This window comes from Microbacterium canaveralium (assembly GCF_047238045.1).
Taxonomy (GTDB): domain Bacteria; phylum Actinomycetota; class Actinomycetes; order Actinomycetales; family Microbacteriaceae; genus Microbacterium.
The window spans coordinates 2,425,756-2,452,103 of sequence record NZ_JBDFMA010000003.1 but is presented as its reverse complement, the minus strand read 5'-3'; the positions used below and the strand labels follow the sequence as shown (position 1 = coordinate 2,452,103).

Genomic DNA, 26,348 nt, shown 5'->3' with positions numbered 1-26,348 from the left:
CACCATGACCGCACTTGCCCGCGCCATCGCCCGGCCCACGCCCGTCGCCGGCTTCGGCGAACGTTCGCCCTTGCACGGCCTGGAACGCCGCTCGATCGGCATCGTCGACCTCGCCGCGCAGTCGGTGGCCGCCGTCGCCCCGGCCGCGGCGGCGACGACCGTCGTGCTGCTGGTGAGCGGCGTCGCCCCGGGCGCCACGGTCGCCGCGATCGTCGCCGCGGCGGTGCTGAGCTTCGGTGTCGCCCGCACGGTGTCGGAGTTCGCCCGCCGCTTCGCGGCCGCCGGGGCGTTGTACACCTACACCGCGCGCGGGCTCGGTCCGCGCGCGGGGCTCGCCGCCGGCGCCGCCGTGGTCGTGGGCTACGCCGCGATCGCGATGTTCTCGCTGCTGGGCAGCGCGTACTACCTCGCGTACCTGCTCGGGGGGTGGTGGCCGGGACTCGACCGCGGGTCGACCGTGACGATCGCCGTGCTCCTGGAGTCCGTGGTCGTGGCCGCGGTGTTGATGGCCGGCATCCGGTTGTCGGCCCGCGTCGCGCTCCTCGTCGAGGCGGTCTCGGTGGCCCTCATCGTCGTCCTTCTCGGAGCGCTCCTCATCTTCATCGGACCCGTCGACGTCGTCGCGGCGCTCGCGCCCGGCCCCATCGATCCCGTCGCGCTCGCCGCAGGGGCCGTGATCGCCCTCACGGCGTTCGTCGGTTTCGAGACGTCGGCGACTCTGGGCGTCGAGTCGGTCGCGCCGCTGCGCAACGTCCCCCGTGCGATCACGGGAACCGTCGTCATCACGGGCGCGGTGTACGTGCTCGCCGCCATCACGCAGGTCTCGGGCTTCCACGCGCTGGGCCAGGACCTCGCCGCGAGCGCCTCGCCCGTCAACGACCTCGCGGTCGCGTACGGACTGGGGCCGTGGGGAACGGTCGCCGACGTCGGCATCGCCGCCTCGTTCCTCGCGTGCGCGATCGGGTCGATGACGGCCCTGGTGCGGGTGCTCTTCGCCATGAGTCGCGACGGCGTGCTGCCCGCGCGACTCGGGCGCACCCACCCGCGCCTGCGCACGCCGATCGCCGCGATCCTCGCCGCACTGCCGATCGTGGCGGGCGTGCCGCTCGTCCTCGCGATCCTGGGCGTCGATCCCCGCGAGGCGATGCAGGTGACGCTCTCGGTCGGGGCGACGGGATACATCGCCGCGTACGTCCTGGTGTGCGTGGCCGCCCCCGTCTTCCTCCGCCGCATCGGCGAGTTCACGCTGTGGCCGGCAGTGATCGCCGTCGTCTCGGCGCTCGTCCTCGGCGCCGCGCTCGTGACGTTCCTCATCGCCGGCTCCGATCCGATCGCGCTCGTGAGTGTCGGCGTCGCGGTGCTCCTCGCGGTCGTCTTCGTGACCGTGGCCGGCCGTCGCCGACGCTCCCTCACGCTCGGGGCGTACGACGAGCCGGTCGCCGCCCAGGTGCTCGGAGGAGTCGCGCCTCCCGGGCGGTCCGCGCGTGAGTGATCGGGCGGGGCTCGCGGCACGGCAGCCGGGTGCGGTGCGCTCGGCCCTTGCCGTGCTCGAGGCCGTCGCGCACCTCGGGGCGGGGGTGAGCGCGCAACGGATCTCGACCGAACTGGGGTTGCCGCGGGCGACGACCTACCGTCTGCTGAATCTCCTCGTCGAGGACGAGTACCTCGTCCGCACGCCCGACCTCACCGGCTTCGCGCTGGGCGCGCGCGTCTCGCAGCTGACCGGGGTGGTGGCGGCACCCGCGCGGCTCCCGTCGGCGGCGCGGGCGGTGCTCGCCGAGGCGCGGCGGACGGTGCGCGGGGGCGTGCACGTGGTGCTCTTCCTCGACGGGCGTCTCGTCGTCCTCGACTCCGACCCCGACTTCCCGCTGTCGGACGAGGCCCGGATGGCCCGCGAACCGGCCCGCTACGCGTTGGGGCGTCTGCTGCTCCTGACCAGCGGCGCGAGCGTCGACCCGGCCGTCGAGGACGACTACCAGCGCTTCGGAGTCACGCGGCAGAGCGGAGAGATCGCCACGACGACCGGATGCCTCGCTCTTCCGATCCGCGATGACACCGGTGCCACGGTCGGTGCGCTCGGCTTCTCGGGTGCACGGCACCGCGTGGACGAGCCGGCCGCGGTGATCCGCGCCCTCGAACCCACCGTGCACGCCCTCGCGCCGCTCGTGGTGTGAGGCTTCGGGACGTCGGGTAGACTGTTCCCGGCTCTCCGCGTGGCGGCATCCAGGCCAACTCCCCCAGGACGGAAACGTAGCAAGGGTAACCAGGCTCTACCGGGTGCGCGGAGGGTCTTTTTTCTGCCCGGGCGACTCCGGATGCCGCGCCTCAGCGCCTCGCGAACGGCCCGTCGATCACCGCCCACTGCAGCAGCATGATCGTCTTGGCATCCTGGATCTCGCCGTCGCGCATCATCCGCAGGGCGTCGTCGATGTCGTACTCGAGGATCTCGATCTCCTCGCCCTCGTCCACGAGACCACCGCGATCGCCCTCGCGGCTCGCGCCGTCGTACGCGGCGGCGAAGAAGTGGAGGCGCTCCGTGACCGACCCGGGACTCATGTAGACCTCGAACACCGGCTCGACATCGACGACCCGCACGCCCGTCTCCTCCTCGGCCTCGCGGCGGATCGCGGTCACGGGGTCGTCGTCGTCCAGGAGTCCGGCGGCGGTCTCGATGAGCATGCCGTCCGGGTGGTCGTTGACGTAGACGGGGTAGCGGAACTGTCGAGTGAGCAGCACGGTGCGCCGAGCGAGGTCGTAGAGCAGGACCGTCGCACCGTTGCCGCGGTCGTACGTTTCGCGCTTCTGCGTCGTCCACTCGCCGTCGTCGCCGCGGTAGCGGAAGGTCGTCGCGCGCAGGACGTGCCAGCCGGCCGCGAGCAGTTCGACGTCGACGACCTCGACGCGGGGATTGCGATCCAGGTCGCGGCCGGTGAGGTGCAGACCGGTGCGTCCGCGGTGGTCGGGGACGGTGGTTCCGGGCAGGTCGGCGCTCATGCGGCCGGAATCTCCTCGAGCGAGCTGTAGACCGGGATGCCGCGCTCTCGCGCGATCTCGACGTCACGGTCCGCGCCGCGCGACGCGCCGGGGAGGCGCAGGACGGCGTCGCAGTGGTGCAGGAGTCGCTCGGCGGTCGGATACAGGACGTCGGTCGCCAGCGGATCGTTCGGCCCCGACGCCCCCGCGCTCGCGAGCACCGGCAACGCCACCCATTCGCCGATCATCGGGACATGCCCGGCCCGGAAGATCGGCCAGGCCGCGGCCTCCAGGCGGCGCAGGTTCGCGGCCATGCGGTCGGGGTCGCCGTCTGTCCCCGAGGCGTACGGTCCGGCGATGAGAATCAGAAGCGGGCGGCTCATAGTCGGAACGATAGTGCAGAAACGTGCAAGAATGTGAACCGTGATGCTGGCTGCCGCGCGCAAGGACGTTCTGCTGGAGAGGCTCCGCCGCGACGGTCGCCTCGTCGTGAAAGACGTCGCGGCCGAGCTCGACCTGTCCGAGGACAGCATCCGGCGTGATCTTCGGGAGCTGGATGCCGCGGGCCTCGCCGTCCGTGTGTACGGGGGAGCGCTCCCCGCCTCGCCGGCGGTCGCCGATTACGAGACCCGCGGCTCGGTGGCGCTCGAGAGCAAGCGTGCCGTCGCCGCGGCGGCCGTCCAGCTGATCGCGCCCGGCATGACGGTGCTCCTCGACGGCGGCACGACGACCCTCGCCCTGGTCGACGCACTGCCTCGTACCTTCGCCGGCACGGTGATCACGCACGCGCCGACCATCGCCGCCGCGCTCTTGCACCACGAGGCCCGGGTCTTCCTCATCGGGGGAGAAGTGTTCAAGCACTCCGCGGTGGCGTGCGGCGCCGCCGCCGTCGAAGCGGCTCAGCGGGTGAGTGCCGACGTCTTCTTCCTCGGCGTGACCGGCGTGCACCCCGAGGCGGGCCTGACCACGGGGGATGCGGACGAGGCGGCGATGAAGCGTGCGCTCGCGGCTCGGGCGGCCGAGACGTACGTCCTCGCGAGCGAGGAGAAGGTGGGTGCGGCGTCGCGCTTCGGGATCCTGCCCCTCGACGGTGTTGCGGGGGTGGTGGCCGACATCGATCCCGCGGATCCTCGCGCCGCCGACCTGCGCGGGGCGGGCGCTCGACTCCTCCCGGTCCCACCCTCATCCTGATCGCTCGACGCCGAGGCAACCCCGACGGGATGTCGCTCGCCCCGCCTAGGGTGGATGCCGTGACGCAGAGCATCTACATCACGTCGGCCGAGGGGCACTCGGGGAAATCCACGGTGGCTCTGGGCGTCTTGGACGCCCTCAGTCGCGTGACCCCGCGCGTCGGCGTGTTCCGACCGATCTCGCGCTCCACCGCCGAGCGCGACTACGTCCTCGAGATGCTGCTCGATCACGACGGCGTCGACCTCGAGTACGACGAGTGCGTCGGCGTCACCTACGACGACGTCCGCGACGACGCCGACGCGGCTCTCGGGCGCATCGTCGAGCGCTACAAGGCCGTCGAGGCGCAGTGCGACGCGGTCGTGGTGATCGGCAGCGACTACACCGACGTCGGCAGCCCGACCGAACTGGCGTACAACGCCCGGATCGCGGCCAACCTCGGGGCACCCGTCCTCCTCGTGCTCGGCGGCCGCGCGCAGCAGGGGCAGGGAGAGACGCTCGGGCTCTCCGTCGCGCGCACGCCGCAGGAGGTGGGGCAGATCGCCGCCCTGGCGATGCCCGAGCTGCTGCACGAGCGCGCCGAGGTGTTCGCCGTGGTCGTCAATCGTGCCGAGCCCGCGCAGCTCGACGAGATCATCGGCTCCGTGCGCCCGGTCGTCGACGCCGCAGGATCCTCGCCCCGTCGCACCGTCCCGGTGTGGGCGCTCCCCGAGGACCGTTTCCTCATCGCCCCGTCGATGCGGGGAGTCCTGCGCTCGGTCGAGGGCGAGCTCATCAAGGGCGACCCCGAACTCCTCACGCGCGAGGTCCTGGGCGTCGTCGTCGCAGGCATGTCGATGGTCAATGTCCTGCCGCGCCTCATGGAGTCCGCGGTCATCGTCATCCCCGGTGACCGCACCGAGGTCCTGCTGGCGACGCTCCTGGCCAACGCCTCGGGCACCTTCCCGTCCCTCGCGGGCGTCGTGCTCAACGGCGGGTTCGAGCTCCCCGACCCCATCGTGCGCCTCATCGACGGACTGGGGTCGTCGCTGCCGATCATCGCGACCGACCTCGGCACGTACGACACCGCCGTCCGGATCATGAACACCCGCGGGCGCCTCGCGGCCGACTCGCAGCGGCGGTACGACACCGCCCTGGCGATGTTCGAACGCCACGTCGACACCGAGCTGCTCACGCGCGAACTCGGCGTCGCGCGTCCGAGCGTCGTGACCCCGTTGATGTTCGAATACGGGCTCGTCGACCGAGCCCGCAGCGACCGCCGCCGCATCGTGCTGCCGGAGGGCAGCGACGACCGCGTCCTGCGGGCGGCGGCGACCGTTCTCGCGCGCGGCATCGCCGACCTCACGATCCTGGGCGAGCCGCTCGAGGTCCGCGGGCGCGCGATCGAACTGGGCATCGACATCCGCGACGCCGAGGTGCTGAGCCCCTTCGACGCCGTGCATGTCGACAAGTTCGCGACCGAGTACGCGCGCCTTCGTGCGCACAAGGGCGTGACCTATGCGCAGGCCGCCGACACGGTGACCGACGTGTCGTACTTCGGCACCCTGATGGTGCACCTCGGGCTCGCCGACGGCATGGTCTCGGGCGCGGCGCACACCACCGCCCACACGATCCGTCCGGCGTTCGAGATCATCAAGACCGCGCCGGGCGTCTCGGTCGTCTCCAGCGTGTTCCTCATGGCCCTCGCCGATCGCGTGCTCGTCTACGGCGACTGCGCGGTGATCCCCGACCCCACGAGCGAGCAGCTCGCCGACATCGCGATCTCGTCCGCCGCGACCGCCGAGCAGTTCGGTATCGAGCCGCGCGTGGCGATGCTGTCGTACTCGACCGGCGAATCGGGCACGGGCGCCGACGTCGAGAAGGTGCGGGCCGCGACCGCCCTCGTGCGCGAGCGCGCCCCCGAACTGCTCGTCGAAGGACCGATCCAGTACGACGCGGCGGCCGACGCCGCGGTGGCGAAGGCCAAGATGCCCGGGTCGGAGGTCGCGGGGCGCGCGACGGTGTTCGTCTTCCCTGATCTGAACACCGGCAACAACACGTACAAGGCCGTGCAGCGATCGGCCGGAGCGGTCGCGATCGGCCCGGTCCTGCAGGGCCTCAACAAGCCCATCAACGACCTGTCGCGCGGCGCTCTCGTCGACGACATCGTCAACACGATCGCGATCACCGCGATCCAGGCCCAGGGGAGCAACTCGTGAGCGTCGTGCTCGTCGTCAACAGCGGGTCGTCGTCGTTCAAGTACCAGCTGCTCGACATGGAGCACGAGCGCGTCCTCGCCTCGGGGCTGGTCGAGCGCATCGGCGACGGGATCGGCGTCGCGACGCACACCGTCGCGGCCGCCGCGTTGGCCTCCGCCGACGGTCCCGCACCCACGGTCATGGATGCCACGACCACCATCGAGCGCGAGATCCCCGACCACACCGCCGGGTTCGCCGTCATGCTCGAGGCGTTCGCAGTGCACGGCCCCTCCCTCGAGGAGCGGCCGCCGGTGGCCGTCGGACACCGCGTGGTGCACGGCGGCGCACGCTTCTTCGAGCCGACCCTCGTGACGCCCCTCGTCGAGATCAACATCGACGAGCTCTCCGTCCTCGCCCCGCTCCACAACCCCGCGAACCTGGCCGGGATCGTGGCGGCGAAGAAGGCGTTCCCGGGCATCCCGCACGTCGCGGTCTTCGACACCGCGTTCCACCAGTCGCTCGCGCCGGCGGCGTACACGTACGCCATCGACCGCGAGCTCGCCGAAGCGCATCGCATCCGCCGATACGGCTTCCACGGCACGAGCCACAAGTTCGTCAGCGAGTCCGCGGCCGCGTTCCTCGGACGCCCGCTCGCCGACCTGCGTCAGATCGTGTTCCACCTCGGCAACGGCGCGTCCGTCACGGCGATCGAGGGCGGGCGGTCGGTCGAGACGTCGATGGGCCTGACCCCGCTCGAAGGCCTCGTGATGGGCACGCGGTCCGGAGACCTCGACCCCGCCGTGCTGCTCCAGCTCGCGCGGCGCGCCGATCTCTCGATCGCCGATCTCGACGCGCTGCTGAACAAGCGCTCGGGCCTGGTCGGTCTCGCGGGCGTCTCCGACATGCGCGACCTCACGGCGCGATGCGACGCCGGCGACCCCGACGCGCAGCTCGCGTTCGACGTCTACGTCCACCGGCTCCGCGCGTATGCGGGCGCCTACCTCGCACAGCTCGGCGGTGTCGACGTCATCTCCTTCACCGCCGGCGTCGGTGAGAACGCCGCCCGCGTGCGCGCCGAAGCGGTGGCCACCCTCGGTTTCGCGGGCGTCGAGCTCGACCCGGAGCGCAACGCGGCACGGGAGCGTGGCATCCGTCGGATCTCCACCGATGCGTCGCGCGTCGAGGTCCTCGTCGTCCCGACCAACGAAGAGCTCGAGATCGCCCGCCAGACGCTGTCGGTCGCCTCCTGACCCGATCGCGAACACCCCTCACCACTACGCTGGAACGGCGGCGCATCGTCGTGACCGCGTCTCCCGCCCCGGGATCTGGAGTCCGCCGTGACCGACAGCCGTGACCTGCCCGACCTGACCTCCTACGACGCCGTCCTGTTCGACCTGGACGGCGTGCTCACGCCCACCGCCGAAGTGCACATGCGCGCGTGGAAAGAGATGTTCGACGAGCTGTTCGCGGCGTGGGACATCCAGCCGCCCTACACCGACCGCGACTACTTCGAGCACGTCGACGGCAAGAAGCGGTACGACGGTGTGGCGAGCCTCCTGCGCAGCCGTGACGTCGAGGTGCCCTGGGGCGATCCGTCCGACGACCCGGCCCTGGACACCGTGTGCGGCGTCGGCAACCGCAAGAACGTGGTGTTCTCGCGCATCCTCCGCGCCGAGGGCATCGCCCCCTACCCGGGGTCCGTCGCGCTCCTCGACGTCCTGCAGGCGGCCGGCACCCCGATCGCCGTCGTGTCGAGCTCGAAGAACGCCGTCGAGGTCCTCGAGGCGGCCGGCATCCGCGATCGATTCCCCGTGGTGATGGACGGCGTCGTGGCCGAACGCGACCATCTGGCATCCAAGCCCGCTCCCGATGTCTTCGCCGAGGCTGCGCGCATGCTGCGGGTCGACCCGGCGCGCTCGGCCGCCGTCGAGGACGCCACCAGCGGCGTCACCTCGGCCTCCACGGCCGGATTCGGGCTCGTCGTCGGCGTCGACCGCGGGGTCGGCGCCGAGCACCTTTTCGCCGCCGGAGCCGACGTGGTCGTCGACGACCTCCAGGCGTTCGTAGACTGAGCCGTCGCCCCGCGCGACCCACCCGAATCCCGGCACACCGGAAGGCCTGCCCGATGATCGATCGCGATCGCTTCCCCATCGACGAATGGCGCCTCGTCGAGACCCAGTTCTCGGCAGACGACACCGGCGTCACCGAGACGCTCTTCGCCGTCGGCAACGGCTACCTGGGGTTGCGCGGCAACTCCATCGAGGGCCGCTTCGCGCACGAGCAGGGCACGTTCATCAACGGGTTCCACGAGACGTTCCCGATCCGTCACGCCGAGCAGGCGTACGGTTTCGCCGAGGTCGGGCAGACCATCATCAACGCCCCGGATGCCAAGGTCATGCGCGTCTACGTCGATGATGAGCCCCTCTCGCTCGACGTCGCCGATGTGCGGGAGTACGAGCGTGTGCTGGACATGCGGCAGGGCATCCTCCGCCGGTCGCTCCTGTGGGTCACTCCCTCCGGCAAGGAGGTGCGCATCGAGGACGAGCGGTTCGTCTCCTTCGAGGAGAAGCATCTCGCCGTCCTCCGCCTGACGGTCACGGTGCTCAATTCCGACGCGCCCGTGACGGTGGCGTGCCAGCTGCTGAACCGCCAGGACGGCGAGGGGATCTACGGCGGTTCGCCGATGGCATCCAAGACGGCCGGATTCGACCCCCGCAAGACCGAGAGGCTCACCGACCGCGTGCTCCAGCCGCGCGAGTACTGGCAGGACGGCAACCGGTCCGCGCTCTCGTACGAGGTCACCGAGTCGGGCATGACGATCGCCGTCGTCGCCGATCACGAGGTCGAGACGGCCAACGAGTACACGTCGCGGCAGCTCATCGAGCCGGACATCGCCAAGAACGTCTTCCGCGTGCAGGCGCGGGCCGGTGTTCCCACGACCGTGACCAAGCTGGTCAGCTACCACACGTCGCGCGGCGTGCCCGCGGGTGAACTCGTCGATCGTTGCCGGCGCACCCTCGACCGGGCGCGCAGCGTCGGTGTGACCGCCCTCCGTGAGAGCCACATCGACTGGTTTGCGGCGTTCTGGGAGCGCTCGGACGTGCGGATCGGCGGTCAGGGAGACCTCCAGCAGGCGACGCGTTGGTGCCTGTTCCAGCTCGCGCAGGCCGCGGCCCGCGCCGACGGTCAGGGCGTGCCGGCGAAGGGCGTCACAGGCTCGGGCTACAGCGGCCACTACTTCTGGGACACCGAGGTCTACGTCCTGCCGTTCCTGGCGTACACGACGCCGCAGTGGGCGCGGAACGCCCTGCGGATGCGGTACCTGATGCTCCCCGCGGCGCGGAAGCGCGCGCACCAGCTCAACGAGGCCGGCGCCCTCTTCCCGTGGCGCACGATCAACGGCGAAGAGGCTTCGGCCTACTACGCCGCGGGCACGGCGCAGTACCACATCAACGCCGACGTCGCCTTCGCGCTGGCGAAGTACGTCCGCGCGACCGGCGACGAGGAGTTCCTCGCCCGGGAGGGCGTGGACATCGCCGTCGACACCGCTCGGCTGTGGTCGACCCTGGGCTTCTGGCGCTCAAGCGACGGAGGTCCCGACAGCGAGCCGGATTCGTTCCACATCCACGGCGTCACCGGTCCCGACGAGTACACCACCGTCGTCAACGACAACCTCTTCACCAACGTCATGGCGCGGTTCAACCTGCGCTTCGCCGCACGCACGGTGCGCGATCTCGCCGAGAACAACCCCGAGGCGTACGGCCGTATGGCCGACCGGATGAACCTCGACCCGTCCGAGCCCGACCGGTGGGAACTGGCGGCCGAGGCGATGCACATCCCGTTCAGCCCGGCCCTCGGCATCCATCCGCAGGACGCCGTGTTCCTCGAGCGCGAGATCTGGGATCTCGAGAACACCCCGCCCGACCAGCGCCCGCTCCTGCTGCACTTCCACCCGCTGGTGATCTACCGGTACCAGGTGCTCAAGCAGGCCGATGTCGTGCTGGCGCTGTTCCTGCAGGGCAACCACTTCACGGATGCCGAGAAGCTCGCCGACTTCGAGTACTACGACCCGCTCACCACGGGCGACTCGACGCTGTCGGCGGTCGTGCAGTCGATCCTCGCGGCTGAGGTCGGGTACCAGGACCTCGCGCTGGAGTACTTCCGTCAGGCCGCGTTCGTCGACCTCGGCGATCTGCACCACAACGCCTCCGACGGTGTGCACGTCGCCTCCGCGGGCGGTGTGTGGACGGCGCTCGTGAGCGGATTCGGCGGCATGCGGGACCACTTCGGCCGTCTGACGTTCGACCCGCGTCTTCCGGCGGACTGGCCCGAGCTGTCGTACGTGCTGCACTGGCACGGGACGCGCCTGAACGTGACGCTCACTTCCGGTGCGCTGACCCTGCACGCCGGAGAGGAGGGCGCCCCCGTCGACTTCGCCGTGCGAGGTGTGGACTACACGGTCGCCCCGGGCGAAACCGTCCGCGTCGCGCTGCACGGCCAGGGGCCGCTGATCCCTGGACGTCCGTCGATCCGTCAGCTCGAGGGTTCGGTTCGAGAGGACGGCACCTTGATGTCGGCGTCGGTCCCGATCGTCACGGCGGCGATCCCGCTCGTCTCGAGCGACGACGAGCCGGTGTCCGTCGGCCTCGACGCCTGATTCGCTGTCTCGAACGCCGCGGCGCCCTCCCGGGCGTCGCCGCGTTCGCCGTTCCGGGAGGGCAGGTTCGCCGAGACTTCATTTCGCCGACATGTGCCCCGCACGCTGCAAGGGAGATGTCGGCGCGATGAAGTCTCGCGGATGCCAGGGGTGGGGGTCGGAGCCCGGCGGCGGGCGGAGGTGCCCTGCGGGGGCCGCGCCAGACGCGATGTCGGTGGCACGCCGTAGGCTGGGGGAGTGACGACAGCCCTGTACCGCCGCTACCGCCCGCAGGCGTTCGGCGAGATGATCGGGCAGTCGCAGGTGACCGAGCCGTTGATGACCGCCCTCCGCAGTGACCGGGTGGGCCACGCCTATCTCTTCTCGGGGCCTCGCGGCTGCGGCAAGACGACCTCGGCCCGTATTCTCGCGCGCTGCCTGAACTGCGCGCAGGGGCCCACCGACACTCCGTGCGGCGAGTGCGACAGCTGCGTCGAGCTCGGGCGCGGGGGCGGCGGGTCGCTCGACGTGGTCGAGATCGACGCCGCGAGCCACAACGGTGTCGACGACGCGCGCGACCTGCGTGAGCGGGCGATCTTCGCGCCGGCCCGCGACCGGTTCAAGATCTTCATCCTCGACGAGGCGCACATGGTCACGCAGCAGGGATTCAACGCCCTGCTCAAGCTCGTGGAAGAGCCGCCCGCGCACGTGAAGTTCATCTTCGCCACGACCGAGCCCGAGAAGGTGCTCGGCACGATCCGTTCGCGCACGCACCACTACCCGTTCCGCCTCGTTCCGCCGGCGGCGATGCTCGAGTACGTGCAAGAGCTCTGCGAGACCGAGGGCGTCGCCGTCGAGGCGGGTGTGCTGCCGCTCGTCGTGCGCGCCGGCGGCGGGTCGCCGCGTGACACGCTCTCCCTGCTCGATCAGCTCATCGCCGGATCCGATCGGGATGCCGACGACCGCGTCCTCGTGAACTACGAGCGGGCCGTCGCCCTCCTGGGCTACACCCACTCCGAGCTGCTCGACGAGGTCGTCGACGCCTTCGCCGCGCTCGACGGGGCGGCCGCCTTCGCGGCGGTCGACCGCGTCGTCCAGACCGGTCAGGATCCCCGCCGTTTCGTCGACGATCTGCTCGAGCGTCTGCGCGACCTCATCGTCGTCGCCGCCACGGGTGCCGGTGCCTCCGCGGTGCTGCGCGGGGTGCCGGACGACGAGCTCGAGCGCATGGGCCGCCAGGCCACGGCGTTCGGCGTCGCGCGACTGTCGCGAACGGCCGACCTCGTCGTCGCCGCGCTCGACGAGATGACCGGAGCCACGTCTCCGCGGTTGCAGCTCGAGCTCCTGGTCGCACGGGTCCTCACGCACGCGGGTGTCTCGCAGGGGGCGTCGCCGGCCGCCGCCTCGACGCACGCGGCCGAGCATGCACCCGCGACGTCTGCCGCGCCGACGAGTCGCGCCGCCTCGGCTGCCGCAGCCCCGCCGTCCGCTGCCCCCGCGGTCACGTCCCCGTCCGTTGCATCGCCGACCGTCGCATCGCCGGGTGTTGCGTCCCCGGGTGTTGCGAACCCCGGTGCGGTCGCTCCGGCTGTCGCGCCGCCGGGCCGCGCGACGGAGTCGGCAGCGGTGCCGGTCGTAGCCTCGCCCGACGACGCACCCGCCGTCGCCCGGCCGACGATCGCCGCGCCTTCCGTCGCGTCGCCGAGTGCCCCGCGCGTGGCGTCGCCGGGGGGCCCTTCCGTGGCACCGCCGAGCGCCCCGCCCGTGGCGTCGCCTGCGATACCCGTCGATGATCCGGCGCCACATCACGCCGAGCCGCGGCAGGACGCCCCATCCGACGACGATGCCCCGCCTCCGTTCGATGACGGTGACGCACCGCCGCCGATCGAGGAAGACGTCGACGCACCGGTTTCCGCGCCCGCGGCGCCGACCGCCGCGAACGCACCCCCGGCCACATCGTCATCGTCCCCCGGCCCTGCCGACCCGCACCCTGCCGACCCGCACCCTGCCGACCCGCACCCTGCCGAACCTCACCCTTTCGACGTCGCGCCCACCGTGGACGCCGACGATGCCTCCCCGCTCGAGCCGGTGGCCCCGACCCCTCCGGTCGCGCCGGTCGGGCCGCTGGAGCTCTCGCACGTGCGCGACGCCTGGCCCGAGGTGCTCGCTCAGCTCGAAGCGCTCAGCAGAACATCGTGGCTCGTCGTGTCCACCGCGTCGGTCCTCGCGTTCGACGATGACGTCCTGACGCTGGGCTTCCGCACGGGCTCCGACCTCACCGCGTTCAAGACGCGGTCGGCCGATGGAGGCCCCAGCGAAGACCTCCGGCGGGCGATCCAATCGGTGCTCGGCATCCGGGTCAAGTACCTCGCTCGTCTCGACGGTGACGCCGGCCCCGGTGGCTCGGGCGGCGCGCCGCAACGCTCACCCGCGCCGGGTGGCGACGGCGGCACGCGAGGCTCCCAGGAGGGCTCGGCCCCGCGTTCGTCCACGTCGTACGCGTCGACGTCGGTCACCGACTGGGCGGTCGCCCCGATACCCGGTGCCGCGACGACATCCACCCCGACGACATCCACCCCGACGACATCCACCCCGACGACATCCACCCCGACGGCATCCGCCTCAATGGCCTCCGCCCCGACCGGTGCCCCGACTCCGGGCGCACCGACTACCGGTGCGCCGACAGCATCCGCCCCGGTGGCGCCCGCACCATCCGGCCCCGCCGCGACGTCCACCCCGCCCCCCGGGTCGGCGGCCACCGCGTCCGTGCCGTCCGCCGCCACCGCCCTCGCCGTCGACGACGAGCCCGAGGAGGCGGTGGGTCGGGCCGTCCCGCGCATCGCGCCGCCGCCGTTCGAGGGCGCGGTGCTTCCGTCCGGCGACGTCGTCGCGTCGGTGTCCGCCCCCGACGAGCTCGACGATGACGATGTCATCCCGCCCCCCGACGACGAGGCCGACCTGCCGATCCCGCCGGTCGTGGTGCCGCGGATGGCCCCCTTGCGCGGGGGAGTGCAGCGCTACGGTGAGGCCGTGGTGCGCCAGATGCTCGGGGCCAACTACGTGCGCGACGAGCCCTACGAGCCCCCGACGAGGTTCACCTGATGTACGACGGCATCGTCCAAGACCTCATCGACGAATTCGGTCGCCTCCCCGGGATCGGGCCCAAATCGGCGCAGCGCATCGCGTTCCACATCCTTCAGTCGCCGACGTTCGACGTGTCCCGACTGTCGACCCTCCTCGGCGAGATCCGCGAAAAGGTCAAGTTCTGCGAGATCTGCGGCAACGTCTCGGAGCAGGATCGCTGCTCGATCTGCCGTGACCCGCGTCGCAATGCGGCCCTGATCTGCGTCGTCGAAGACGCGAAGGACGTCGCCGCGATCGAACGCACTCGCGAATTCCGCGGGCTCTACCACGTCCTGGGCGGCGCGATCAGCCCGATCGCCGGTATCGGTCCCGACGACCTGCGCATCACCCAGCTCATGCAACGCCTCGCCGACGGCACCGTGCAGGAGGTCATCCTCGCCACGAACCCGAACCTCGAGGGCGAAGCGACCGCGACGTACCTCAGCCGACTCCTGCACACGCTCGAGATCCGCGTGACGCGCCTGGCATCCGGTCTGCCCGTCGGAGGCGACCTCGAATACGCCGACGAGGTCACCCTCGGCCGGGCGTTCGAGGGCCGACGCACGCTCTGATTCTCGCGAGTTCGCGGCGCCCGACCCGCTGGGCGGGGATCGCGTCGGCCGACGTCACCGTCCTCCCGATGCGCTGAGGCGAGCGTTGAGACCTGGTGAACCGATCGTTCACCCGTTGCTCCGCGTGCGGCCATGCAACCAGAGCACGTTCGTCCCTGCGGAACCGCGCCGGAAGAACCCGAACCCGGTGCACAGGTCCGCCAGACAGGGGTCCTCCGTGAGCGAGCAGCTCTCCGCACGACCGATCGCAACCGCGCGGGTCGTCTTCGACACGTTCCGATCACCCACCGACCCGATGCTCGTCGCGTGGCTGTCGTTCCGATCGCGCCTGCTGCCCGATGCCGCCGCCCCGGCATCGCTCACCGTCAACCGCGCGGACGCTCCCCACCGTGATGGTGTCTTCGGTGTGTGGCGCCTCCTGGCGACCAACAACCGCGAACTGGGGCGAGGATGCGACCTGCACCCGTCACCCCACCACGCCTGGGCAGACGCCGAGCAGATGAGTGCACGCGCGGCCGAGATGACCGCATCCGTCGTGCGAGGGCCGTCACCGATGACCCACGGGTGGGCGCTCCGACTGAACGGTGAACCCGTGCTCATCTGCTCGCGCTGGTACGAATCGCCCGGTGAGGCCGCGGCCGCGGCGCGCGCCGCGCGCGACAACCTCGCGCGGGCGAGCATCGTGCGCGCCGTGAGCATCGGCACGCGGTCCGGCCGTCGCCATCGTCAGACGCGCGAGACGATCGACATCCGTGACTGACGGCACCGCAGCCGGAACCGAGGGCCTCGACGTCTCGGAGCGCTTTCGGATCCTCGGTCTGCTCGGCTCGGGCGCGACCGCCTCCGTCTACGAGGCGGTCGATCGAATCACCGGCGAGGATGTCGCGCTGAAGGTCCTGCATCCGCACCTGGCTTCCGACCCGGCGCTCGCACGGGCGTTCCTTCGCGAGGCGACCATCGTCGAGGGCCTCTCTCATCCCCACCTGTGCGCCCTGCGGTCACGCGGCGATGGGCTGAGTCCCGAGCGCACGTGGACCGCCTGGGAGCTCGTGCGCGGCATCTCCCTCGCCGAGTCGGTTCGGACCGCGGGGCGTCTCGACCCCCTCGCCTCCCTCACGCTCGTGGGATCGCTCCTGGATGCCTTGAGCATCCTCCACGGAGCGGGGGTCGTGCACCGCGACGTCTCGCCGGCGAACGTGCTGATCGACCGCGCCCCCGACGGGAGCATCCGCGACGTCCGTCTCGTCGACTTCGGTCTTGCCGCCCCGGTCGGCGAGTCCGCGCGTGGTGGCGACGTGCTGCGCAGCACGGCCGGGGATGGCGTGGTGGGCAACGCGGCGTACGCGTCGCCCGAGCAGTTGCGTGGCGAACCGATCGGCTTCGCCGGCGACGTCTACCAGGTGGCGGGCCTCCTCTATTTCGCCCTGGTGGGAACGCCGCCGTTCCCCCGCGGACGCACCGAAGACGTCGTCCAGGCTCATCTGATCGCGTTGCCTCCCACGGCCTCGGTGACCGTTCCCGGCATCCCTGTGGGTCTGGACCGGGTGATCGTGCGCGGCCTGCTCAAGGACCCGGCGGAACGGTTCCCGGACGCCGCTCGCATGCGCCTCGCGATCGACGCCGTCGCCCGCGCTCTCGGGTCGAGCGCGCGACAGTCGGGGCCGCTCGCCGCCCCCGCCCCCGCGGCGGAGCAACGTCCGGTCGCCCCCCTCACTCGAGTTCTCGCCGCCGACCCGGCACCACGCGTGGCGGAGACGGGCGATCAACCACGGACATCGCCGTGGCTGTGGGTGCTTGCGGGGACCGCTGCGGCGCTCGTGCTGGGGGTGGTCGTGGTGGTGGCCGCGCGACCGGGCGCTGCCGGTCCCGCATCCGCGCCCACGAGCGCGGCGGTCGCAGAGGCGACGGCCCCGCGAGAGACCGCTGCCGTCACCCCGACGCCCTCGGTCGCGCCGCCCGCGCCCTCGATCTCCGCCCCGACGCTGGTGCCGGTGCCCGACGTCCGTGGACTGGCCGTGAGCGAGGCCGTGGCCGTGCTGCGCGGTCAGGGGCTCGTCGACGGGCAGCACGTCCCTCAGGACGGCACTGCGCCGGCCCAGACGGTCCTCTCGACGTCCGCTCAGCCCGGTGCCGAAGTTCCTGCCGGCAGCACGATCGATCTCGCGGTGGCCAGCGGATGGAATGGCGTTCCCGACGTCGTCGGATACGCGGAGCAGGATGCCATCGCCCGGGTGTCCGCGGCGGGTCTCGTCCCCCTTGTGGTGCGGGCACAACGCTCCGGGGTCGTCGGAGCCGTGGCGTCGATGGAGCCCGCGGCGGCCACACGGCAAGGGCTGGGATCCACCGTCACTCTCACCGTGGTGGTGGCGTCGGCTCCGACGCCGACGCCGAGCCCGTCCCCCTCGTCGACGGTGACCCCGTCACCCGAGCCGACCCCATGACGTCCCTCCCTCATGCCGCGGAAAGGCCTCCTTCGTCTTTTTGTCGTCCCTCGTTCACCCGTGACCCCCACGATGATCGACGTCCGGTCGGAACCCGCCGCCGGCTCCTCCGCTCAGGAAGCTTCATGAGTCGAATTCCGCGCATCGCAGCGCCTTCCTGCCGGCGCGCTCGCGGATGAACGCCGCCTCCTCCTCCGACGAGGACCTCACTCAGGTCCTCTTCGCGGACGCTCCCGAGGAGACGGACCGTTCCGCAGGCGACGCCGAGCGTCCCCGCTCGCTGGCCTCGCGCCCGTCCGTTGCCGACTCGGTGTTCCGCACGACGGCGTTCGCCGCAGGAGGGATCACCGTCGCGATCATGCTCGCGGTCGGCTTCTTCCTCACCCTCCGCGGTGCGAACGCCCTGTCGGTGGCCGGATTCTCCTTCCTCACGACCCAGGAGTGGTCGCCGGAGACGCAGAACTTCGGCATCGCGGCCGTGCTCTCGGGTACCGTGACGATCGCGCTGGTGGCGATGTTCTTCTCAGTTCCGTTGGCCACGGGCACCGCGCTGCTCATCTCCGAGGTCATCCCCCCTCGGCTGAAGTCGATCCTCATCTCGCTGGTCGACCTGATGGCGGCGGTCCCGAGCGTGGTGTACGGGCTCTGGGGGCTCTTCTTCCTCCAGCAGAACGTCATCCCCGTCGCGCAGTGGATCTCGTACTACTTCTGGTGGATCCCGATCTTCGCTGTGACCGACGCCGACGGCGCACGTATGACGGATGCCAGCCAGTTCACGTCGTCCGCGTTCATCGCCGGGATCGTCGTGGCCCTGATGGTCGCGCCGACGCAGACATCGGTCATGCGGGAGGCCTTCTCGCAGGCTCCCGTGGGCGAGCGCGAGGGGGCGCTGGCGCTCGGATCGACGCGGTGGGGCATGATCCGCACCGTGGTGATCCCGTTCGGGCGCGGCGGCATGATCGGTGGCACGATGCTCGGTCTCGGCCGGGCTCTCGGCGAGACGATCGCCGTTTACCTCATCATCTCGCCGATCTTCACGATCAACTGGCAGGTGTTGAAGACCGGTAGCAACTCGGTCTCCGCCCTCATCGCCCTCCGATACGGCGAAGCGAGCGAGTTCGGTCTCTCCGCGCTCATGGCCGCCGGTCTGGCCCTGTTCCTGATCACCCTCGTGATCAACTTCACCGCCTCCTCGATCGTCGCGCGTTCGCGGTCGGGCGCGCAGAGCGAAGGCTGACCCATGGACGACACGATCACCACCGTCATCACCTCGGGCGGTCACCCTCGGGGCCGGGCGGGTGATGCGAGCACCGCGGAACCCCGGCGCACCTTCCGCCCCGCGCCGGGCGACGAACCCATCGGACCTCGCCGCCGCATGAGCGGGGCGACCGCGGAGGACACCTTCAACCTCACGGGCGCTCTCGGCGCCTCGCTCGCCGTTGCCACGCTCCTCTTCGGATGGTTCACGCCGATGACGGGCGCCGTCGGGTGGGCGATCGTGACCTACCTGCTGTTCATCGTCATCTACGCCATGCTCGTGGCGCTGCGCGCGACGGGACAGGAAGTCACGGACCGGGTGATGACGGCGCTGCTCTACAGCGCGGCATCCATTCTCATCGCCGCCCTCGTGTTCGTGGTCTGCTTCGCGGTGTTCCGCGGCCTGCCGGCGCTGGTCAACCTGAATTCGTTCGTGCAGACGATGGAGTCGGCCGGTCCTCTCGAGCCCCTCAGCGTCGGCGGCATCGCGCACGCGATCGTCGGCACGCTGATCCAGATCTCGATCGCCCTGTCGATCACGGTCCCGCTGGGGATCGCGACCGCCGTGTTCATGAACGAGATCGGCGGCCGGTTCGCCCGATTCGTCCGGACGATCTCGGATGCCATGACGGCCCTGCCCTCGATCGTTGCGGGTCTGTTCGTCTACTCCGCCGTCATCCAGCTCATCACGCACGAGCGCTCCGGCTTCGCCGCGTCACTGGCGATCACGGTGATGATGCTGCCGATCGTGATCCGTGCGTCCGACGTCGTCCTCCGCCTGGTGCCGGGGAACCTCCGCGAAGCCTCGTACGCGCTCGGGGCGTCGCGGTGGAAGACGGTGTGGCACGTGGTGCTGCCGACCGCCCGCTCGGGTCTCGTCACGGCGGTGATTCTCGGCACCGCGCGCGGTATCGGCGAGACCTCGCCCGTCCTGCTCACCTCCGGTGTCACGGCGGTGATGAATGTGAACCCGTTCTCGGGTCCGATGATCTCGCTGCCCCTGCAGGTGTTCGACTTCGTCAAGTCGCCCGAGCCGAACATGATCGCGCGCGGTTTCGGTGCCGCGGCGACCCTCATCCTCCTCGTCCTGCTGCTCTTCATCGTCGCCCGCATCATCGGTGGGCGCGGTCCCGGTCAGCTCAGCGGCCGCCAGCGTCGTGCACGTAGCGCTCAGTCCGCGGCTGATCTCGCCCGCATCGAGAGCCGACAGCGCCACGCCGGCGCTGCGGCCCTCCCGAACGACCCGACCCCTTCGAAGGACCTCCCGTGATCCGCCGCATCCGTTCTCTCGTGGCGGCCTCCGCCGTCGCCCTGCTCGTGGTCACGGGCTTCGTGTCGTCCGGCTCGCCGGCCGCGCACGCCGACTCGTGGGCGCCGATCTCGGGCACCGGGTCGACGTGGTCGCAGAACGCCCTCGATCAGTGGCGCCGCAACGTGGGCGAGAACTACGGCATGACGGTCAACTATTCGGGGGTGGGGTCGTCCGCGGGGCGCCGCGACTTCATCAACGGCACGGTCGACTTCGCGATCAGCGAGATCCCGTTCCAGTCCAACCCCGAAGACGGGTCGCAGCCCGAGGTGCCCGGCACCGGGTACGCCTATATGCCCATCGTCGCCGGTGGTACGGCGTTCATGTACAACCTCAAGATCGGTGGCAAGCGCGTCACCAACCTCCGGTTGTCCGGCGCGGTCATCACCAAGATCTTCACGGGCGCCATCACCAAGTGGAACGACCCCGCGATCCAGGCCGACAACCCGGGGCTCGCAATGCCCGACCGCTCCATCGTCCCGGTGGTCCGCTCGGACGGCTCCGGCTCGTCGGCGCAGTTCACCCTCTGGATGTCGAAGCAGCACGGCGACATCTGGACCCGGGGTCTGACCTCGCAGTTCCCCACCCCGCCCAACGGCAAGGCGCAGAACGGTTCGCTGGGTGTGGCCGGGTACGTCAGCCAGGACTACGGCGAGGGTGCGATCACGTACGTCGAGTACTCGTATGCGGTGAAGTCCGGCTTTCCCGTCGCGAAGGTGCTCAACGCCGCCGGCTACTACATCGAACCGACCGCCCCGTCGGTGGCCGTGGCGCTCCTGCAGGCGCAGATCAACAACGATTCCAGCTCGCCGGACTACCTCACGCAGATCCTCGACGGCGTGTACAACAACGGCGACCCCCGGACGTATCCGCTGTCGAGCTACTCGTACCTGATCGTGCCCACGCAGGTGGCCGGCATCTTCACCGCGGAGAAGGGGCGCACCCTCGGCGGGTTCGCAGAGTACGTTCTGTGCGAGGGGCAGCAATCCGCCACGGCGCTCGGGTACTCGCCGCTCCCGATGAACCTCGTGCTCGCGGGCTCCGAGCAGCTCAAGCGCATTCCCGGAGCGAACGCGAACGGCGTCGACATCAACAAGTGCAACAACCCGACGTTCAAGCCGGGGGACTCGCCGTCGAACAACCAGCTCGCGGTGAGCGCACCGGCTCCCGCGGATTGTGACAAGCAGGGCCCCAACCAGTGCACGTCCGGTACCGCCGGTTCCGCGGGCACGGACACGCCCGTGACCGGCTCGGGCTCGGGCGGCTCGTCGGCCGAGGCCGGCGGGGCCTCGGGGGGCGCGGCAGGTGGCGCCGCGGCCGGAGGTTCAGGTGGTGCCGCGGCCGGAGGATCGGCGGACGCGCCAGCGGCGGCCGGCGGCGACGCCGTGTACGACGCGAACGGAAATCTCGTCAGTGGGTCGGCTGTGGCGGGCAGCGGGGGAGGGGGCGTCGCGGCCGCCGCCGTCTCCTCCCCGTTCACCCTCGCGCAGGACGGGTGGAAGGCCCCGCAGTGGCTGATGCTGGCCGCGGCCTTGCTGCTGCTCGCGGCGATCGTGCTTCCGCCGTTGAGTTTCCGTCGAACGCGGTCGACGCGCGCCGGCAGACGCTGAGGGTCCCGATCGCCGCCCCGCCCGGGGCGGTGCTCGGCGTTCCCGAAAATGCCCCTGACCTGGTCATTTACTTTGCTATGTGACCTCCATGAATGGGCGATCCCTCGTTGGTCGATCGTTCACGTGGATGTCACAACCCGACCTTAATTTCATCGCTGTCGGCACCCGAGCAGGATGTCGCGTCACCTGGAGAATCCCGTGCGTAGTGCTCTACCCGAAGGGCGCGCCGCTCGACGTGTGCTGTCCGGCCTGTCCGGCGCCCTCGTCGGCGGCCTCGTCTTCGCCGCCCTGACTGCCGGCGGCGTCTTGCCGACCGGCGCGGCCGTCGCTGACGACGCGCCGTCGACGGCGGAGACCGTGACGGCGAAGGCGTACGACACGGACTGGGAGAATTCTCCGTTCCCCGACCTCTCGGTCACGGTGTCCCAGACGAAGGGTCTGGTCGCGCAGGGCCTCGAAATCAGCTGGACGGGCGGAAAGGAATCGACCCCGCCGACGCAGCAGTCCGGCGGAGAGAACTTCCTCCAGATCGCCCAGTGCTGGGGAGACGACCCGCAGAACCCGGGACAACCCGACCGCACGACGTGCCAGTACGGAGCCTTCGGGACCCCGGGCGCGAGGCGCGACGGCAACCGGTCGGACGGGAGCGTCGCCCAGGAGGACGAGTCCTCGACCGTGCCCGGAGCAGGATTCTTCGACCCCGCCTACACGGCGATCCCCTTCCGCTCCGCCACGGGCGAGACGATCGCCGCGGTCGTCGACGGGAAGCGCGTCCCGGGCGTCGATGTGAACACCAACGCCTTCTTCACGCAGTACACATCGAACGAGGTGCCCTGGGCGGGGACCGGAGCCGACGGAACCGGCAGCACGAAGTTCGAGGTTCAGACGGTCACCCAGTCGCGGGGACTCGGATGCGGTGCGCGCACCTCGGACGACGCCAACGCGACGAGTGGCCAGCCCTGCTGGCTCGTGATCATCCCGCGCGGCACGACCGACACGGGCGAGGCATCCGTCGTCAGCTCGGGACTGTTCTGGGACAACTGGAAGCATCACGTCGCGATCAAGCTCGACTTCCGCCCGGTGGGACTGCGCTGCGCCCTCGGCGCGGCGGAACGTCAGCTGGCCGGCAGCGAGGTCATCGCCCGGGCGGTGTCATCGTGGCAGCCGTCGCTCTGCTCCGGTACGAACGGCAGCATCTTCACCCTCCTCACGGGAACCGAGAGCGACGCGGTCGCCACGGCCAACACGGCGGCGACGAGCGCCCCCCTGGCGCTGACGTCATTCGCCTACGGCGGGTCTGATCCCGACAAGCTCGTCTACGCGCCCATCGGCCTGAGTTCGATCACGGTCGGTTTCGCCATCGACCGCTTCCCGAAACAGGACGGGTCGGTCCCCGCCGAGGAGCTGGCGAAGTCACGGTTGCCACTCACCGACATGAAGCTCACCCCGCGGCTGGTAGCGAAGCTCCTCACGTCGTCGTACCTGGATTCTCTGCCGTATCAGGCCGATCGAGCGCACCTGGGCAAGAATCCGCGGAACTTGCTCTTCGACCCCGACTTCCTCGAGATCAACGACCCGGCGTGGGCGCAGCAGGCGATCGCGAGTGTCGCTGTTGCGGACATGCTCGTGCCTCAGGGCCGCTCGGACGTGGCGACCGCCCTGTGGTCGTATGTCATGGCGGACGCGGACGCCCGCGACTTCCTCGCCGGCACGACCGACCCCTGGGGGATGTCCGTCAATCCCTTCGCGTCGACGGATGCCGCGAAGAACCCGACCGGCACGGCTTTCGCGCTCCCGCGTGACAACTTTCCTCGTCCCGACCCGGTGGAGGTGCCCGCCGTCGAAAACGGTCCGGCCGCCATCAACTCTGTCACCTGGCGTCCCTACACCAACGACCTCGACAGCGCGGCCTATTACACGCTGCGCGGCGACGGACAGACGTTGAGCGCGTGGGACCCTCTCGGAAACCCTCCCCGTTACACCCGCAGCCCCCGCAACCTTCAGGGAACTCAGGCCGTCATCTCGTTGACGGACGGGGCTGCGGCCGACAAGTACCAGCTCGTCACGGCATCCCTGCGCAATCCCGCCGGGAACTTCGTCAGCCCGACCAACGACGCTCTCACCGCTGCCGCGACGGCCATGACTGCCTCGAGCACGCAGCCCCAGGTGCGCACCTTCGACCCCGCGTCGCCCGAGGCGGCGAAGGCGACGGATGCCTACCCGCTCGCCCTGCCGGTCTACGCCGCGGCGAGCCCGTACGTCACCGATGCGACGGTTCGCCGGGTGTACGCGGACTTCATGCGGTATGCCGCGGAGCCCGGTCAGACCCCCGGCGTCCAGTCGGGGCAGCTGCCCGGCGGGTACGCCCCGCTGCCGGACAGCTGGCGGGTCCAGGCTCGCGCCGCGGCCACCGCGCTCGAGAACGGCATCGCGCCGACCAGCCCGACGACCCCGCCTCCCAGCTCGACGACGAACTCCGGGCCCGGCCTTTCTTCGGGTGCGGCTTCGGCCGGCACCCGGGGGAGCGGATCGAGCACGTCGAACGTCGCCGCCCCGGCCGCCGGATCGCCCACCGCTCCGGCTGCGGCCGGTCCGGCCGACCCGCAGGCCACCGGTGCCATCGCCGCCGCCCTTGCGGGGGCCAAGACCGCCGATGACCCCGACTCCGGTGCCCTGCCCGCCGCGCTCCCCATCAGCCTGCTCGCCGGGCTGATCGCCGCGCTCGTCGTGCTCCTCATCCCTCGCCTGCCTCGCAGAGCGTGACCCAGACCTGCCCTTCCCGAAGTCCCTCTCATCACACCCACAACACAGATAGGCAATCAGTGAAGATCAAGAAGATCGCCGCACTCGGTGCGGCCGTCGGCATCGTCCTCTCGGGCGTCGCCTTCGCGTCGTCGGCTTCCGCGGAGCCGGTGTCGAACAGCTACGCGATCGTCGGTTCGGACACGCTCCAGGACTCGATGAACGCCCTCGCGAACGGCACCACGGTGTCGGGCGCGTCCGTGCGCATCCTGGCCTCGGGTGCGACCGTCGGAAACTTCGACGCGTTCGGCTCCGCCGCCATCCAGACCAAGCCGGGCGGCGTGTACTTCGCCCGTCCCAACGGCTCCGGCTCGGGCCGCGACGCCCTCCGCGCCTCGGTCAGCGGCGCCAACTGGTCCGTGAGCAACAACGCCACCCCCGCTCGGACGATCGTCGGCCAGGTCGACGTCGCTCGTAGCTCCAGCGGCCCGGGCACCAACGCCAACGCCGACGGTCGTCTGCTCTACGTCCCCTACGCCCGCGACGCCGTGGCGTACGCCTACAAGGGTGGCACCGCCGCGTGGGCGAACCTCACCGCCGCGCAGCTCAAGGCCATCTACGACGGCACCCTCACCTCGATTGACGGCGTTCCCGTCACCCCGCGTCTGCCCCAGACCGGTTCGGGCACCCGCACGTTCTTCCTCAACGCCCTCGGATACTCGGGCAGCGCCCCGACGGCTCCGGCGGTCAACGACACCGGCAACACCACCCCCGAGAACGACGCGACCGTCCTCGGCGACAACCAGATCATCCCCTTCTCGGTGGCGAACTGGGTCGCTCAGGCCAACAATGTCTCGGGCGTGAACACCGTTGCCGCCGCTCCCACGGTGGCCCTCGGTTCGGCCGTCGACGGCGCGGTGCCCTTCACGGGTACCGCTCCCTCCCTGGTGCCCAACGCGACGTACTACGCCAACACCACGTTCGGTCGTGACACCTACCTGATCGTTGAGCGCGCGAAGGTGCAGTCGACCTTCACCTACTCGGGTGCCCCGGCGTACGACGCGGTCCTCGCCGGCCTCGTCGACTCGACGAAGACCACGAGCTTCACCAACTTCAGCACCGCTCCGTTCGCGCCGGGTGCCGTCAAGCGCAAGTTCGGCTTCCTCGCTCCTTCCTCCACCACCCCCATCGCGGCCTACGCCGCCGGTTGATCCGCTTCATCCCGAAAGGCACATAGACCAATGCTTCGCATCTCCAAGGTGAAGGCCGCTCTCGCCAGCGCCGTCGCCCTGACGCTCATCGCCGGTGGCGCTGCGTCCTCGGCTTCCGCCGACACGCAGACGACGTCTGCTCCTCCCTCCCTCGAGTCGATGTACCTCTGGAACAGCGACGAGACCCTGCTCACCAGCAGCTCGACCATCGGCTGGGGTCAGCAGGTGCTCGGTTACCCGAAGGACACCAACTTCACCGACTACGACACGTACTTCCAGGCTCCGGCTCAGGCCGCTCAGCCTTACGTGTTCCTCTCGCCCCGCGGCAAGGAGCTCCAGCCGCTGGAGTGGGTCTCGAAGGCGATCAACGGTTTCGCGCCCGGCACGAAGACCGTCCTCACCCCGAACCTCGCTCCCGAGAACACCGCCGGTGTCAACCTCGCGTCGGTCAAGGCCAACGGTGGACAGTACTCGCTCGGTCTGGCCTTCACCGACCAGAACGCTGCCGCTGTCTACGGTGTGACCTTCGTGCACATCACGGTCCAGCCCGGTGGTAACTACACCTACGAGCCGACCACCTACGTCACCGAGCCCCCGGCACCCACCGGTGACTCGAAGGACATCAACATCTCGGCCGACGTGCAGGAGGCGCCCGGCGCCCTCACCTTCACGGTGCCGACGTCCTCGGTGGCGCTCACCACGGCGATCAACAGCACGACGCAGCTGTCCGAGTCCACCGGCTCGATCAGCGGCATCAACGTGGCGGACACCCGTCGTACGGCTGACCGTAAGGGCTGGGACCTGACCCAGTCCGTCGACAACTTCGTGTCGGGTTCGAACACCATCGACAAGAAGAACTTCGGTGTCAAGGTCACCAAGACCGCTGGTTCGGCTGCCACGGCCGGTGCGGAGCAGGTCGCGGGTACCGCGGTCTACCCCTCGCCCTTCGCCACGGCCGGTGTCGGCACGTCGACGGAGCCCGACACGAAGCTGAACGCTGACCTGAAGCTCGTGGCCCCCGCCGGCACGCCCGCCGGCACCTACACCTCGAAGCTGACGCTCACGCTCGTCTCGAAGTGATCCCGCGGGAGGGGCGGCGCCGGCGGCGC

At 70.6% G+C, this 26,348-nt stretch carries 19 protein-coding genes and 1 other RNA gene; 18 read left to right on the top strand and 2 right to left on the bottom strand.

The window, feature by feature from the left end; translation table 11 throughout:
• Positions 1-4 precede the first annotated feature (4 nt).
• The 3 genes from ABC271_RS12675 to ffs all read left to right on the top strand — a co-directional run bounded on the left by ABC271_RS12675 (position 5) and on the right by ffs (position 2,297).
• Complete coding sequence (locus tag ABC271_RS12675) at positions 5-1,492, top strand: APC family permease (protein ID WP_412925201.1); 1,488 nt, start codon at positions 5-7, stop codon at positions 1,490-1,492.
• Entirely contained in the window at positions 1,485-2,174 is a 690-nt protein-coding gene (locus ABC271_RS12670) for a helix-turn-helix domain-containing protein (RefSeq protein WP_412925200.1), read from the top strand. The genes ABC271_RS12675 and ABC271_RS12670 overlap by 8 nt, the downstream gene beginning before the upstream one ends.
• A gap of 26 nt (positions 2,175-2,200) precedes the next feature.
• Positions 2,201-2,297: signal recognition particle sRNA small type (gene ffs, locus ABC271_RS12665), an RNA gene on the top strand.
• 28 nt (positions 2,298-2,325) lie between these two features.
• Here the strand turns inward: ffs and ABC271_RS12660 are convergent.
• Together ABC271_RS12660 and ABC271_RS12655 are read right to left on the bottom strand one after the other, a co-directional pair.
• Complete coding sequence (locus tag ABC271_RS12660; RefSeq protein WP_412925199.1) at positions 2,326-2,994, bottom strand: NUDIX domain-containing protein; 669 nt, start codon at positions 2,992-2,994, stop codon at positions 2,326-2,328.
• On the bottom strand, positions 2,991-3,356 hold the full coding sequence (locus tag ABC271_RS12655) for a DUF4406 domain-containing protein (RefSeq protein WP_412925198.1): 366 nt from the start codon (positions 3,354-3,356) through the stop codon (positions 2,991-2,993). The genes ABC271_RS12660 and ABC271_RS12655 overlap by 4 nt, the downstream gene beginning before the upstream one ends.
• Positions 3,357-3,399: 43 nt before the next feature.
• On the opposite strand from ABC271_RS12655, the gene ABC271_RS12650 reads away from it, so the two are divergent.
• The 15 genes from ABC271_RS12650 to ABC271_RS12580 all read left to right on the top strand — a co-directional run bounded on the left by ABC271_RS12650 (position 3,400) and on the right by ABC271_RS12580 (position 26,319).
• The gene (locus tag ABC271_RS12650; RefSeq protein WP_412926162.1) at positions 3,400-4,164 is read left to right on the top strand and encodes a DeoR/GlpR family DNA-binding transcription regulator; all 765 of its coding nucleotides are present in this window, start codon (positions 3,400-3,402) and stop codon (positions 4,162-4,164) included.
• A 59-nt stretch (positions 4,165-4,223) separates the two neighbouring features.
• Positions 4,224-6,359, top strand: a complete 2,136-nt coding sequence (pta, locus tag ABC271_RS12645; protein ID WP_412925197.1) for a phosphate acetyltransferase — start codon at positions 4,224-4,226, stop codon at positions 6,357-6,359.
• Positions 6,356-7,588, top strand: coding sequence for an acetate/propionate family kinase (locus ABC271_RS12640; protein WP_412925196.1), 1,233 nt, complete (start codon positions 6,356-6,358; stop codon positions 7,586-7,588). Before pta ends, ABC271_RS12640 begins: the two co-directional genes overlap by 4 nt.
• 87 nt (positions 7,589-7,675) lie before the next feature.
• Positions 7,676-8,410, top strand: coding sequence for an HAD family hydrolase (locus ABC271_RS12635; protein ID WP_412925195.1), 735 nt, complete (start codon positions 7,676-7,678; stop codon positions 8,408-8,410).
• Between the two features lie 53 nt (positions 8,411-8,463).
• Positions 8,464-10,995 (top strand): glycoside hydrolase family 65 protein, encoded by a 2,532-nt coding sequence (locus ABC271_RS12630; protein WP_412925194.1) that lies wholly within the window; start codon positions 8,464-8,466, stop codon positions 10,993-10,995.
• A 237-nt stretch (positions 10,996-11,232) separates the two neighbouring features.
• Complete coding sequence (locus ABC271_RS12625; protein ID WP_412925193.1) at positions 11,233-14,076, top strand: DNA polymerase III subunit gamma and tau; 2,844 nt, start codon at positions 11,233-11,235, stop codon at positions 14,074-14,076.
• Positions 14,076-14,669: a recombination mediator RecR gene (recR, locus tag ABC271_RS12620; RefSeq protein ID WP_412925192.1), complete on the top strand. Its 594-nt coding sequence runs from the start codon at positions 14,076-14,078 to the stop codon at positions 14,667-14,669. The genes ABC271_RS12625 and recR overlap by 1 nt, the downstream gene beginning before the upstream one ends.
• A 217-nt stretch (positions 14,670-14,886) precedes the next feature.
• The gene (locus tag ABC271_RS12615; protein ID WP_412925191.1) at positions 14,887-15,429 is read left to right on the top strand and encodes a hypothetical protein; all 543 of its coding nucleotides are present in this window, start codon (positions 14,887-14,889) and stop codon (positions 15,427-15,429) included.
• On the top strand, positions 15,422-17,110 hold the full coding sequence (locus ABC271_RS12610) for a serine/threonine protein kinase (protein WP_412925190.1): 1,689 nt from the start codon (positions 15,422-15,424) through the stop codon (positions 17,108-17,110). The genes ABC271_RS12615 and ABC271_RS12610 overlap by 8 nt, the downstream gene beginning before the upstream one ends.
• Before the next feature lie 175 nt (positions 17,111-17,285).
• The gene (pstC, locus tag ABC271_RS12605) at positions 17,286-18,347 is read left to right on the top strand and encodes a phosphate ABC transporter permease subunit PstC (RefSeq protein WP_412925189.1); all 1,062 of its coding nucleotides are present in this window, start codon (positions 17,286-17,288) and stop codon (positions 18,345-18,347) included.
• Positions 18,348-18,350: 3 nt separating this feature from the next.
• Positions 18,351-19,637 (top strand): phosphate ABC transporter permease PstA, encoded by a 1,287-nt coding sequence (gene pstA / locus ABC271_RS12600; RefSeq protein WP_412925188.1) that lies wholly within the window; start codon positions 18,351-18,353, stop codon positions 19,635-19,637.
• Positions 19,634-21,286 (top strand): phosphate ABC transporter substrate-binding protein PstS, encoded by a 1,653-nt coding sequence (pstS, locus tag ABC271_RS12595; protein ID WP_412925187.1) that lies wholly within the window; start codon positions 19,634-19,636, stop codon positions 21,284-21,286. Before pstA ends, pstS begins: the two co-directional genes overlap by 4 nt.
• A 198-nt stretch (positions 21,287-21,484) precedes the next feature.
• Positions 21,485-24,049, top strand: a complete 2,565-nt coding sequence (locus ABC271_RS12590; protein WP_412925186.1) for a hypothetical protein — start codon at positions 21,485-21,487, stop codon at positions 24,047-24,049.
• 59 nt (positions 24,050-24,108) lie between these two features.
• Positions 24,109-25,239, top strand: coding sequence for a hypothetical protein (locus ABC271_RS12585; protein WP_412925185.1), 1,131 nt, complete (start codon positions 24,109-24,111; stop codon positions 25,237-25,239).
• A gap of 30 nt (positions 25,240-25,269) precedes the next feature.
• Entirely contained in the window at positions 25,270-26,319 is a 1,050-nt protein-coding gene (locus tag ABC271_RS12580; RefSeq protein ID WP_412925184.1) for a hypothetical protein, read from the top strand.
• Positions 26,320-26,348 lie beyond the last annotated feature (29 nt).